Raw genomic sequence first — 10,753 nt, 5'->3', positions numbered from 1 at the left:
AATCCTTAACAACAAACAGTAAGCTCATTCTTACTGTTTGTTGCTTGAATGAGAACACCGTGAGCCTGGCAAGCCCTAGTAAAATATTTCTGTTTTGTATTCTTTTTTTTCTGAGCATTGTGGTTTGGTCAAGTACCTATGTCCTTTCTGCTCAAGATGATCTTATCGGTGGAATTCAAGCCATTTATCCTCAAAGCGGCGAAACTCTGCTTGAAGTCGGATTGCGTTATGATATGGGTTACTATGAGATGGCGCGCGCAAATCCCCATATTGATCTGGCGGCAACACTGTTTGAACACAATCAAATTATCATACCCTCCCAGTTCATTTTACCAGCGGCGCCTCGTAAGGGAATTGTGATTAATTTGGCAGAATACCGATTATATTATTTTCCACCGGATGATAATGTAGTTATTACAATGCCTGTAGGGATTGGACGAAAAGGCTGGCAAACCCCGCTTGGACAGACTAAGGTGGTGAGCAAGGAAAGGAACCCAGTTTGGCATCCAAGTGCTAAGTTGCAAGCTGAAGCGGCTAAACATGGAACTTTATTACCCAATGAATTTCCAGCTGGAGAGGACAATCCTTTAGGTAAACACCTTTTGCGCTTGGGTTGGTCTACTTATCTCATTCATGGAACGAATAGACCTGAGGGCGTGGGAGCACAAGTTAGTGCTGGTTGCATTAGAATGCTCCCGGAAGACATTGAATATTTGTTTAATCATGTAACTGTAGGAACATCGGTATTGGTGGTTAACCAGCCCGTTAAATTTGGTTATTTGGATAATCGCTTGTATGTTGAAATTCATCCAGCTTTAGCCGGGCACGCTAGTCAAAATTTAGCTCATCTAACGAAGGAGAGATTAACACGTTTTTCCCTAAAAGGGATTAATTATAAAGTACTTCAAAATGAACTGAACAAACCAACAGGCCTTCCTAAAAGGCTAACTTAGGCATGCTTGAACCTTCCGCAAAAAGCGCAAAACCAATGGCTCATCAGGACAATGATGAGGCTTGCGATTAAATCCAAAGGATAATGCCAGCCCAACAGAACGCAAGATAAAATCAATGTGACAGTAACCGGTAATAAAAGAAAAAAAACAATGGGCCAACTACGCAAAAGATAAAGGCAAAGCCAGGCCCAAATTGCATGAAATGATGGGAAAGCGATTAGCCCTCCTTCAATGGTAGAAGGAGGAATGTTTTGGTGGATTTGATTAAATTTAAGTCCCGTAGCCAATTGTGACTCACTGAACATAGGATTTCTAAAAGAGCCCGCTGGCGCTACAGTAGGATAAAAATAATAAATTGAAAAACCAATGAGAGCTGTGATAAGCAGTAAACAATAATATTCTCGGACGTATGAAAATCGACGCATTAATATGACGAAGACGGGAATGAGACTCATCTGATAAGGCAAGCTGTCGTATACCCAAACCAGGACTCCTGTAACAACATCATGTTGCAGAGTCCAGTGAAGAATATCAGGTACATTGACGTGTATGGCCTGCTCAAGATTTATAATTTTTTCATCGATTGGGGTAAAAGGAGTATATTGAATTGCATTGGTAGCTAATGCAATTAAGGACATTACTATGAAATAAAAAATGATTTCCCGACTAATTTTAACGGCGATGCTTTGCTTGCCAAACTGTAAATAACTTCCAGCCAAAGCTAGAAATAATAATAGGGCGATCGGAAGGGTATTCGATGGAAAGTAGTTATTGCCTTGATATTTATAAATGAAATGATTTATGGCTAAAGCAATGATGGACAAAATAAAAAGAACAGAACCGGCAAACACCGTGCAGAGGTTATGTTTTGAGGGCATTAGGATTTTCAGTCACTGCTTTGTTGTTTTTGCTTAATCGCATGGTAGATTTCTTCGCGATGGACTTCAATGGAGCGAGGTGCATTTACTCCAAATTTGATATTGCCATGCTCTAAGGTCTTGAATGCAACTATTTGAACAATGTGACCGCCAATATCGACAAGCAATGGCTCCTCAAAAGGGATAGTCACAATATTCATAAATAGAACCTTCTTATTTTTTAATATGTTATAACGCAGTGACTCATTAAAAGCAATGGTTAAATCAAAGGTAGATAGACGCAAAGGCATGATGAGCAATGATAAACTGAATAATTTTTTTTGATTATGGCATTGAAAGAAAGTTCTTATCGAGATTAAGGCTGTATTTCTTATTGGCATGCTGCAAGACATCATTTGTAGTAGTTCCAACTTGATCTGACAGTTACCGGTTTTTAAGAAGTGTCTGTCAGGTCAAATTTAGTTTATAAATTTTTCCATCCAGATTTGTTTAGCCTCTATCAAAGTTTGCATTGGAGTACGTCCACAACACATTTTACCCTGATGAGTACGTTGATTATTATAGTAATCCATCCATTCGTCCAGATCTTTTTGCAATTCATCGATTGATTCGTAAATTTTCTTTCGGAATGTTACTTGATAAAACTCCTGTAAAATCGTTTTATGAAAACGTTCACAAATCCCATTTGTTTGGGGTGAATTTGCTTTTGTCTTTGTATGGTCAATGTTATTAATTGCCAAATAAAGCTGATAATCATGCTGTTCTACCTTGCCACAATATTCAGTACCCCTATCTGTTAAAATACGCAGTATAGGTAAATCGTGTTGTTCGAAGAAGGGTAAAACCTTATCGTTCAGTAAATCTGCTGAAGTAATTGGCGTTTTAGTCGTATAAAGCTTGGCAAATGCCACTTTACTATAGGTATCAACAAAAGTTTGCTGATAAATGCGACCGACTCCTTTAAGCGTACCCACATAAAAAGTATCTTGCGAGCCGAGGTAACCAGGATGTGCTGTTTCGATTTCACCACATGCCTCATCATCAAATTTCTTTTTCTCCAAAGCTACGACCTGCGCTTCCGTCAATATAATTCCTTCAGAAGCTACTTTAGCCTCTAATGCTTTTAAGCGGTCTTTAAAATTGGCAAGCTCATATCGCAGCCAAATGCTACGAACTCCACTTGGAGAAACAAAAATACCCCGTTTACGAAGCTCATTGCTCGTACGAAGCTGACCATGGGCTGGAAATGCGATCGCATACTCCCTTACCGAGAGTTCAATTGCTTCTTCTACTCTATTTTTTAGATTAGGTTTTCTTCGGCTTTGATCGAATAAAGCATCAACTCCTCCCGATTCTACTGCCGACTTATAGCGATAAAATGTATCTCTGGATAAGCCCATTACTTTACATGCCTTAGATACATTCCCTAATTCTTCAGCAAGGTTTAATAAGCCAACTTTATGTTTAATAATTTTAACTGTATTATCTATCATGAGAGTTTTCCTTTTGGTTTTGTTTCAAGTTCGCACTTCTATCAAAACCGGAAACTCTCTCTTTTTCAAGTACTTGTGTCAGATTAAGTCGAAACTAATTCACATCATTCACTATACTTTCCATAAGATCACTAGGGGCCTCTCTTTTAATTTTTTCTAAGGCAGTAATTTGACGGGTTAGGTTTCCCGCTTCCTTTCCCCCATAAAAAGTATGGGCTGAGGTCATCAATTTCCTTTCTTGATAGCCCTTTATAGTTTGATCTACTGCTTTAAGGTTTTGTAGATAACTCGAGGTCATGGATGTTTCCATACGCCTTATGACCTCGTCAATGTCTTGTTCATGAGTTAACAAATGGGCACAAGTCCTCGCTAAGCCATCTATCTCCTTACTGTATTTTTCTTCATCCAGGAGCATTCGATAATGCATTGCACGTTCACTCTGAGATTGAATTAAATTTAACGATTCTTCCTCGTCAGTTAATTTTCTATCCATGTGCTCTGGCATAAATCTTAACCTTTAATGAGATATGTCTTTATTTTAGCTTTAAATTGATTTGTTGCTAAACAAAATGGTTAAATATCTGTAAAATCACTGTTCCTTCATCAACCTGTATGCTTTTATAAACAGATAATACTCGCCAAGACCTACAAAATCGGAGTTGGGGAGAATAAAACAGGCTAGGGACTTCGGCGAGTTCATTGCCCCGAGATTTAAAATCAGTTATCATTGTGCGTTTTTTTAACCTTGCCTTACTCCTAATTAATGGAGAAGGCTATTAAATCCATAAGGAGAAGCCAATTGAGACATTATGAAGTAGTGTTTCTAGTTCACCCTGATCAGAGCGAACAAGTACCAGCAATGGTTGAGCGCTATGAGGGGATCATCACTAAGCACGATGGAAAAATTCATCGCAAAGAAGATTGGGGCCGTCGCCAATTAGCTTATACCATTAAAGAAGTGCATAAGGCTCATTACATTCTAATGAATGTTGAGTGCAATCAGGCTGCGCTTGATGAATTAAAAAATGCATTTAAATTTAATGATGCAATTTTAAGAAATCTGATCATTAAGCGAAAACACGCAATTACAACACCTTCTGTGTTGATGAAAAAAGACAAAGACGAACGAGCAGCCTAAGGAGTCATATACATGTCAACAGCATATTTCCGTCGTAAAAAAATGCGTTTTAGCGAAGGTGCCAGCGAAATCGATTACAAAGACATCAACGCGCTAAAAAATTACATTACTGAAACAGGTAAAATCGTACCCAGTCGGATTACTGGTACCCCCACTCGTCCACAACGTCAATTAGCACAGGCAATTAAGTGGGCAAGATTTTTGGGGTTATTACCTTATTGTGATAGCCACCGATAACAATGCTGCGTTTGGGCGAGTTATTGCGTAAACAAGGTCATTTTCTTTTGGAAAATGACCATTATGCACTGCTGTATATCGCAATTTTAGCCTTGATCCCTTTCGCAACTTGGTTGTCAGTGGCCATTGTTGCTTTGATAACCTTGCGAAAAGGGTGGGTAAGTGGTTTAAAAGGATTAATGATTGGCTCAGCCAGTTTTTTGCTCCTTTATCTTACGTCATCGCCATGGGTTGGAATTTTAAATGTCATAACAACTTTCCTGCCTTGTTTTTTAATGGCTTTGGCATTAAGAGGGACAATGAGTTGGCGATTTACAATGGCTTTTATTGTTTTCATGGCTTTAATTGCCCTTGCTTTAATTCACTGGCTAGTTCCGGGTTGGATTGAAGCGCAATTGCATTCTATCCAAGCTTTGCTTAAAGAGTTGGATCGTGAAGGCAATATGCCAGGTTTGCTTAATAATCAAGATGCTTTTAATCCAATAATTATTGCCAATTATGTGGTGGGTATACAAGTACTAAGCTTGGTTTTATCTGCGACAGTATCACTCATGCTGGCGCGATCAGTCCAAGCCAGATTGTTTTACCCTGATGGTTTTCGTCAGGAAATGCTTCAGTTCCGAGGAAGCTCTTGGGGAGTAATCGCACTTCTCATTGCTGCCATTGGTGCTTATCAGCAAAATTTGTTGGCGATAAGTTGCTTACCACTACTGATTGTGTATTACGTTTCTGCTGGTGTTAGTTTAGGCTTTAATGTTTTAACAAAAGGAAAAGGGATTGGGACTTTATTTTTAATACTTCTCCCTTTGGTTATATTACCTTTTGTCATGCTGCCCATATACGTAATTTTAGGTGCTTTAGATAGTTTGTTTAATTTTAGGTCTCGCCTGCACACGAAAGCGGGTTGAACAAATAGGGGTATTAAGATGGAAGTAATTTTACTTGAGAAAGTTAGAAATCTTGGCAATTTAGGTGATAAGGTCAATGTGAGAGACGGCTACGGTCGTAATTACCTGATCCCACAAAACAAAGCTGTGTTTGCTACTGAGACAAACATCAAGCGATTTGAGGAACGCCGTGCTGATCTTGAGAAAAAGGCTCAGCAATCATTGGCTCAAGCCGAGCAGCGTGCCGCCAAACTGAATGATATTACAGTTGTTATTTCAGCCATGGCCAGCGACGAAGGTAAGCTTTATGGCTCTGTTGGACCAAATGAGATTAAAGATGCCCTTCAAGCGAAATCCATTGACATCAGCAAACGTGAAATCGTCATGTCAGAAGGGCCAATTCACTCAATTGGTGATTACAGCGTCGAAGTCTATGTCCATAGTGATGTAGTGGCAAATTTAAAAGTTCAGGTCGTTCCTGCAAAATAATTTTTGCACAGGCTGGGTGAAAACCCAGCCTATCAAGCCTCGATGCTTTGAAATATATCGGGCTAGAGGCAATCATTACTCTAAAGTTGCGGCAACTCAAACATGTTCAAGTCGAATCACTTCAAAGGCAGGTTCTTCGTAGGGGTGTTCTTTTTTTAATTGTTCAACGGCTTCTTTAATGCAGTCAGCCGGACATAAAATTTCTACTTTGTATTCTGCTATATAATTGAGTGACTCTATGGTTCCCACAGCTGGGTTTGCTGACGCTAAAGGCCTAAACTGTCCTTGGCCTAAGCATTGCCAACAGCAATTCTCATAATTTCCCTGCTTTCCGGCACCTACCTTGAACAAGGCTTGTTTTACTTGTTCAAGATGACTTTCAGGTACGTAAAAAGCTAATTTATAGTATTGGTATTGGGGCTTTAGTTTTTCCATTTTATGCTGCAACCTAAACTTGGTTTTTGTTCGATGGTAATTGGCTTTTTATTTAAAAGAGCGTCCAATACTGAGCGAATGTCTTCGCCAGAAACTTCAATATTGTTACCCGGCCTTGAGTCGTCCATTTGCCCCCTATATACCAGATCCAGATTGTCATTAAACACATAGAAGTCAGGTGTGCAAGCGGCTTGATAGGCTTTGGCAACTTCCTGGGTTTCATCGTATAAATATGGGAATGGATAATTTTCTTCGGCAGCTGTTTTTCTCATGTTGTCTGGTGAATCAGAGGGATAGGCACTCACGTCGTTAGAGTTGATGGCTAAAAACCGAATTCCCTTGGGAATATAGTCATTGGCTAAGCTAGTTAGTCCTTTATTGATGTGCTTAACATAAGGGCAATGATTGCAGATAAACATGATTACGGTCGGTTGAGGAAAGCTTTTATCCGTCAGACTCACTCTTGAGCCGCTGACCACATCAATCAAAGAAAACTCCGGAGCGTGGGTTCCAAGGGGAATCATGTTAGAAGGAGTTTTAGCCATAATTTAGTCTCCTAAAAAGCTAATTTTAAAATTGCAATCAGAGCGAACAGGGTGTTGAGAATAGCCCAAAGCAGAGTAATTGGCCTTCCTTTGTAGGTTGTGTAAAAAGCATAAATGGCGATTGACATGCTGCCGATGAAGAATATCCACTGATTTTCATAGGCAAAGCCAATAGAAAGCACCGCAATGCCGGCTATGCCAATGAGTAAAAAGATATTATTCAATTGACCACTTAAAAAATAAAAAGAAAGGAGCTGAATACAAAGGAGGACGGGAAGGGCAAGTTGCAGAGTGCTTCCAATTCCCAGGAGAATTGCACCATGGCCTGCCATGAGAATAATCTCAAGGGCTATAAAATAAATCAACTTAAAGTGAATGGATGTAAGCAATAATAGCGAAGATCCCACAACATAGTATTTCTGAGCCGGTGTGTGGGTTACGCCTAACAGCAGGATAAAGCAGCCGATAATTCCTACTGTTAGAAATAATTCATCCTGTCTTTTTTTGATGTTCACCTATTCACCAGCGTAAATAAATCCCTTTTTTCGTTGCATCGGTAATCACATCTCCTTGTGGCTTATTCGTTGCAACCCAATAATTCCCCATATTGCTTAAGGCAAATTTTACCCGTGGATACTGGCAAATTTCCAATACATCACGGCAATCGATGCCCTTAACGGCTTCAGCTTCTTTTACAAAACACTGAAAATGAAAATTTTGAACATCGGAAGCAAAGGCACCCCAATTTAATGGATCCAGTTTAGCGGTTAATGAAGGGCTCATAAACTCATCTTGAACTTCAACCCGCTGCAATTCAACGGTTTGATTGCTGCGGTTTTGAATTAAGTAAAAAGCTTGGCGACCACTATCATTCACAATTAAATGATTATTGTTGAATCCAAATCCACTAACCTCACAACCGTGGGGAAAAGGGCTGGGAGTTGCAGAATGAGCTGCATGCAAAACAGTTGTAATCATTAACCCAGGGATAATGGCTTTACAGAGCGACATGAAAAACCTCTTCAAAAATTTGGACTGCGTATTCTAATGATAACTGCAACAAAAGTGAATCAACTTATTTACTTCGTATCCATTATTTGGAGTGCGTCATAGGTGCATACGTTCGATACATACTTAAAGCTAGATACATAATGACGTAACTTATCGATAAAAATAACCATACGTAGTCAATTTTAGGGTAATACCAAAGCACAAGAGCGGAGCTCAGGCCATATATTAATGAAAACGTATGCATGACAATTTTTAAAACTCGATACCTAGTTAAATAATCAAGTCGAGATGGGTAAACGTATTTGATTGGAACAAAAATCAATAGACACAAGACAGCCAGAATTAAAGCATTCGTATACATGGCAGTATTAAAAATAAACATATAAAACACTGCTATATTCCAGTAGCAAGGGAACCCTTTGAAGAAATGATCTGGTGTCTTAGCGTCAATCTGGCAAAACTGGTAAGAAGAGGTTAGAGTAATTGCCATAATTATGGGAAGAGCATAGCTTGCTGGAAGCATCTCTGGTTTCACATAAAGAAAAAAACAGGGCGTAATCACGTAATTAAGATAATCGACAATATTATCTAATAATGTACCATCCACATTAGGTAAGACCGCTTTTACTCGAACGAGCCTTGCAAAAGTACCATCGACAGCATCAATTACGACGGTGATGGCCATAAGCCATAGGGCTTGTACATAATTATGTTGATGAATTTGAATAAGAGTTAAAACTCCGAAGCATGCAGCACTTGCCGTAAAGGCATGTACAGCCCAGGCAACCAGGTAGTGGGCAGGGTGGTAGCCTAGTTTTTTCTTTATCATTGCTGATCCTAATTCTATATATTTACTCTATAGTACTGCTTCTTATTATTATTCAGCAGAGTCATGTTTTGGCGGTATCGCCAATGAAACACAAAAGGAAATAAATGGCTAAAGATAGTGCTTGATGTGCGAAGCAATCTCAAATCAATATCTTAGTCATCTAAGTTGTTCCCTTTTGGGCTACAAAATAGTAGCAACAATCAAAAGCCATGTGCAAGAAAGTAACGGTTAAATTTCTCTAAGTTCGGAATAAATGCTTTAAAATTTACTAAAAAAACCCATTTTGAGCTATTACAGGCCAGTTAAGGAATTTGTGTTTAAAAGCTAAATATCACAAGTGGGAGGCTTGCGCGATAACTTCTATAAGCTACACTGAACAATAAAACTAAGTGAGAGTTGAAATGACCACGATTAGTACAATTAATCCTGCTACAGAAGAGGTTATTAAAAATTATCCCGTTCTCCATGAAGAACAAGTAGCCTCTCTTATTGAAGCCGGACACCTTAGTTTTAATGTATGGAAAAAAACCAGCTTTGCTCAGCGGAAACAGCTAATGCTGAGATTAGCGAGGTTATTGAAAGAACAAAAAGATGAGTTGGCTTTACTGATAACTACCGAAATGGGTAAACCTATTAGTTCCGCTAAAGCGGAAATTGATAAATGTGCCTGGGTATGTGAACACTATGCAGAACATGCAGAAGAATATCTAGAGCCTCGGCTGGTTAAAACTGAAATGAAAAAAGCCATGGTATGCTATCAGCCGTTAGGGATTGTGTTCGCCATCATGCCCTGGAATTTTCCTTTTTGGCAGGTTTTCCGCTTTGCTGCCCCATCAATTATGGCTGGCAACGCTGCAATTTTAAAACACGCCCCCATTTCTACCGGTACAGGTAATAAAATTGCGGATCTCTTTAAAGAAGCAGGCTTTCCCGAACACTTATTCCAGCATTTTGTCCTCGATAATGATTTGGCCGCCAAAGTCATTGAAAATAATAAAATCATTGCTGTAACCTTGACGGGCAGTGAAAAAGCAGGTTCGATTGTTGCCTCCAATGCAGCAAGCCATTTGAAAAAAGCCGTTTTAGAATTGGGAGGGAGCGATCCCTATTTAGTATTGGAGGATGCTGATCTGGACCAGGCTGCTACAGCAATTGTTAGCTCTCGTTTAAACAATACAGGGCAAGTCTGCATTGCTGCAAAACGCGTTATTGCTGTTGAACCAATTCATGATGCGCTAATTGATAAAATTAAAAAGTTAATGGCGAATTACAAGATGGGTGATCCTCTAAACGAAAGCACCAATTTGGGTCCAATGGCTCGAGAAGATTTACGTGCTTCTTTGCATGAGCAAGTACAAAAGAGTATTAAGGCAGGAGCCCAACTGGTCGAAGGTGGTGAAATTCCAAAATGTAAGGGTTTTTATTATCCGGCAACTCTCTTGTTGAATGTTAAAAAAGGAATGCCTGCTTTTGACGAAGAGCTGTTTGGACCAGTTATTGCCATTATTAAAGTTCGTGATGAAGCTGAAGCAATTCAGCTAGCCAATGATAGCCCGTATGGTTTAGCTGCGGCCGTATTTACGCAAGATCTTGAGCGGGGAGAGTCCATTGCCCGCAATGATATCCAGGCGGGAGCTTGTTTTGTCAATGCATTTGTTGCTTCTGATCCAAGACTTCCTTTTGGAGGCATTAAACGTTCTGGCTATGGTCGCGAGTTATCGCGTGAAGGGATACTTGAGTTTGTAAATACCAAAACGGTTGCCGTCAACTGATAATAGTTCACATTAATAGCTAAATTCTGCGATAATTATTAGCTCACCAATGACTGAAAGCCGTTTAGCTTTCCAAAAAATTGTTA

At 39.4% G+C, this 10,753-nt stretch carries 14 protein-coding genes and 1 pseudogene; 6 read left to right on the top strand and 9 right to left on the bottom strand.

Annotation, left to right across the window (positions count from 1 at the left end):
- The first annotated feature begins 59 nt into the window (after positions 1 to 59).
- On the top strand, positions 60 to 953 hold the full coding sequence (locus EL203_RS07400; RefSeq protein ID WP_122224926.1) for a L,D-transpeptidase family protein: 894 nt from the start codon (positions 60 to 62) through the stop codon (positions 951 to 953).
- On the opposite strand, the gene EL203_RS07395 is transcribed toward EL203_RS07400, so the two are convergent.
- The 4 genes and pseudogenes from EL203_RS07395 to EL203_RS07380 form a co-directional block, all read right to left on the bottom strand.
- Complete coding sequence (locus EL203_RS07395; RefSeq protein WP_058470927.1) at positions 950 to 1,831, bottom strand: phosphatase PAP2 family protein; 882 nt, start codon at positions 1,829 to 1,831, stop codon at positions 950 to 952. The two genes, EL203_RS07400 and EL203_RS07395, sit on opposite strands and share 4 nt — an antisense overlap.
- Before the next feature lie 8 nt (positions 1,832 to 1,839).
- Positions 1,840 to 2,031 (bottom strand): carbon storage regulator, encoded by a 192-nt coding sequence (locus EL203_RS07390; protein ID WP_058472197.1) that lies wholly within the window; start codon positions 2,029 to 2,031, stop codon positions 1,840 to 1,842.
- A gap of 233 nt (positions 2,032 to 2,264) precedes the next feature.
- Positions 2,265 to 3,324 (bottom strand): annotated as a pseudogene (locus EL203_RS07385) (IS481 family transposase).
- A 94-nt stretch (positions 3,325 to 3,418) separates the two neighbouring features.
- Positions 3,419 to 3,829, bottom strand: a complete 411-nt coding sequence (locus EL203_RS07380) for a hypothetical protein (RefSeq protein WP_064108392.1) — start codon at positions 3,827 to 3,829, stop codon at positions 3,419 to 3,421.
- 294 nt (positions 3,830 to 4,123) lie between these two features.
- Here EL203_RS07380 and rpsF point away from each other — a divergent pair, with 294 nt between their 5' ends.
- From rpsF to rplI, 4 genes are read left to right on the top strand one after another with little or no spacing between them, the layout of a single operon-like run.
- Positions 4,124 to 4,462, top strand: a complete 339-nt coding sequence (rpsF, locus tag EL203_RS07375) for a 30S ribosomal protein S6 (RefSeq protein WP_058470929.1) — start codon at positions 4,124 to 4,126, stop codon at positions 4,460 to 4,462.
- Positions 4,463 to 4,474: 12 nt separating this feature from the next.
- Positions 4,475 to 4,699 carry a 30S ribosomal protein S18 gene (gene rpsR, locus EL203_RS07370; protein ID WP_058470930.1) on the top strand — a complete coding sequence of 75 codons (225 nt, stop codon included), beginning with the start codon at positions 4,475 to 4,477 and terminating at the stop codon, positions 4,697 to 4,699.
- Positions 4,700 to 4,701: 2 nt separating this feature from the next.
- Positions 4,702 to 5,607, top strand: a complete 906-nt coding sequence (locus EL203_RS07365; RefSeq protein WP_058470931.1) for a hypothetical protein — start codon at positions 4,702 to 4,704, stop codon at positions 5,605 to 5,607.
- Between the two features lie 18 nt (positions 5,608 to 5,625).
- Positions 5,626 to 6,075 (top strand): 50S ribosomal protein L9, encoded by a 450-nt coding sequence (rplI, locus tag EL203_RS07360; protein ID WP_058470932.1) that lies wholly within the window; start codon positions 5,626 to 5,628, stop codon positions 6,073 to 6,075.
- 96 nt (positions 6,076 to 6,171) lie between these two features.
- Here rplI and EL203_RS07355 read toward each other — a convergent pair whose 3' ends face one another.
- From EL203_RS07355 to pcsA, 5 genes are all read right to left on the bottom strand, one after another.
- Positions 6,172 to 6,510: a hypothetical protein gene (locus tag EL203_RS07355; protein WP_058470933.1), complete on the bottom strand. Its 339-nt coding sequence runs from the start codon at positions 6,508 to 6,510 to the stop codon at positions 6,172 to 6,174.
- Positions 6,498 to 7,055 carry a thioredoxin family protein gene (locus tag EL203_RS07350; RefSeq protein WP_058470934.1) on the bottom strand — a complete coding sequence of 186 codons (558 nt, stop codon included), beginning with the start codon at positions 7,053 to 7,055 and terminating at the stop codon, positions 6,498 to 6,500. The genes EL203_RS07355 and EL203_RS07350 overlap by 13 nt, the downstream gene beginning before the upstream one ends.
- An 11-nt stretch (positions 7,056 to 7,066) precedes the next feature.
- Complete coding sequence (locus EL203_RS07345; protein WP_232003914.1) at positions 7,067 to 7,570, bottom strand: hypothetical protein; 504 nt, start codon at positions 7,568 to 7,570, stop codon at positions 7,067 to 7,069.
- A gap of 4 nt (positions 7,571 to 7,574) precedes the next feature.
- Positions 7,575 to 8,066, bottom strand: a complete 492-nt coding sequence (locus EL203_RS07340) for a hypothetical protein (RefSeq protein WP_058470935.1) — start codon at positions 8,064 to 8,066, stop codon at positions 7,575 to 7,577.
- 82 nt (positions 8,067 to 8,148) lie between these two features.
- Positions 8,149 to 8,895 carry a phosphatidylcholine synthase gene (pcsA, locus tag EL203_RS07335; RefSeq protein ID WP_058470936.1) on the bottom strand — a complete coding sequence of 249 codons (747 nt, stop codon included), beginning with the start codon at positions 8,893 to 8,895 and terminating at the stop codon, positions 8,149 to 8,151.
- A 401-nt stretch (positions 8,896 to 9,296) separates the two neighbouring features.
- Between pcsA and EL203_RS07330 the strand changes: the two genes are divergently transcribed.
- Positions 9,297 to 10,667 carry an NAD-dependent succinate-semialdehyde dehydrogenase gene (locus EL203_RS07330; protein ID WP_058470937.1) on the top strand — a complete coding sequence of 457 codons (1,371 nt, stop codon included), beginning with the start codon at positions 9,297 to 9,299 and terminating at the stop codon, positions 10,665 to 10,667.
- Positions 10,668 to 10,753: the final 86 nt, after the last annotated feature.

Source organism: Legionella jordanis, from assembly GCF_900637635.1.
GTDB classification, from domain to species: domain Bacteria; phylum Pseudomonadota; class Gammaproteobacteria; order Legionellales; family Legionellaceae; genus Tatlockia; species Tatlockia jordanis.
Note: the sequence above shows the minus strand (reverse complement) of the source record. Positions and strands in the feature narration are given on the sequence as shown.

What these genes read in the sequence shown, in the direction of transcription:
- pcsA (WP_058470936.1), bottom strand. Translation starts at nt 8,895, where the DNA reads ATGATAAAGAAAAAACTAGGCTACCACCCTGCCCACTACCTGGTTGCC.
- rplI (WP_058470932.1), top strand. Translation starts at nt 5,626, where the DNA reads ATGGAAGTAATTTTACTTGAGAAAGTTAGAAATCTTGGCAATTTAGGT.
- EL203_RS07330 (WP_058470937.1), top strand. Translation starts at nt 9,297, where the DNA reads ATGACCACGATTAGTACAATTAATCCTGCTACAGAAGAGGTTATTAAA.
- EL203_RS07365 (WP_058470931.1), top strand. Translation starts at nt 4,702, where the DNA reads ATGCTGCGTTTGGGCGAGTTATTGCGTAAACAAGGTCATTTTCTTTTG.
- EL203_RS07380 (WP_064108392.1), bottom strand. Translation starts at nt 3,829, where the DNA reads ATGCCAGAGCACATGGATAGAAAATTAACTGACGAGGAAGAATCGTTA.
- EL203_RS07350 (WP_058470934.1), bottom strand. Translation starts at nt 7,055, where the DNA reads ATGGCTAAAACTCCTTCTAACATGATTCCCCTTGGAACCCACGCTCCG.
- EL203_RS07340 (WP_058470935.1), bottom strand. Translation starts at nt 8,066, where the DNA reads ATGTCGCTCTGTAAAGCCATTATCCCTGGGTTAATGATTACAACTGTT.
- EL203_RS07355 (WP_058470933.1), bottom strand. Translation starts at nt 6,510, where the DNA reads ATGGAAAAACTAAAGCCCCAATACCAATACTATAAATTAGCTTTTTAC.
- EL203_RS07390 (WP_058472197.1), bottom strand. Translation starts at nt 2,031, where the DNA reads ATGAATATTGTGACTATCCCTTTTGAGGAGCCATTGCTTGTCGATATT.
- EL203_RS07395 (WP_058470927.1), bottom strand. Translation starts at nt 1,831, where the DNA reads ATGCCCTCAAAACATAACCTCTGCACGGTGTTTGCCGGTTCTGTTCTT.
- rpsR (WP_058470930.1), top strand. Translation starts at nt 4,475, where the DNA reads ATGTCAACAGCATATTTCCGTCGTAAAAAAATGCGTTTTAGCGAAGGT.